Here is a 269-nt window from a genome sequence, read left to right as displayed (position 1 = left end):
GACAAGAAAGATTAAGCAAAGAAATTATTGATATGGCTTGGCAAGCTCAACTGAGATTGTGCCGCCGTTATTAACGACTCATGCATAAAGGTAAACATCGTAATGTAGTGGTTACGGCTATCGCCTATATTTGGGCCATTTCCTGTGAAGTTGTTCTAACACAAGTTAATCCTAAGTTACGGATAGCAAGAATGCCTGCATGAAGAAAAGTTTTGAGTTAGCGCATGGGATCAAGCATCGGGTGTGGCACAACCACCGACGGCGTTAGG

Annotated in this window: 1 pseudogene; it reads left to right on the top strand. The window is 43.1% G+C overall.

Annotated features, from left to right (window positions below):
- A pseudogene (locus tag H4J66_RS00955) lies at positions 1–203 on the top strand (IS110 family transposase); the annotation flags it as partial.
- Between the last annotated feature and the right edge of the window lie 66 nt (positions 204–269).

Source organism: Colwellia sp. MB3u-55 (genome assembly GCF_014076785.1).
In the GTDB taxonomy this organism is placed as follows: Bacteria; Pseudomonadota; Gammaproteobacteria; order Enterobacterales; family Alteromonadaceae; genus Colwellia_A.
The sequence above is the reverse complement of the archived record's forward strand: the minus strand, read 5'-3'. Positions and strand labels throughout refer to the sequence as shown.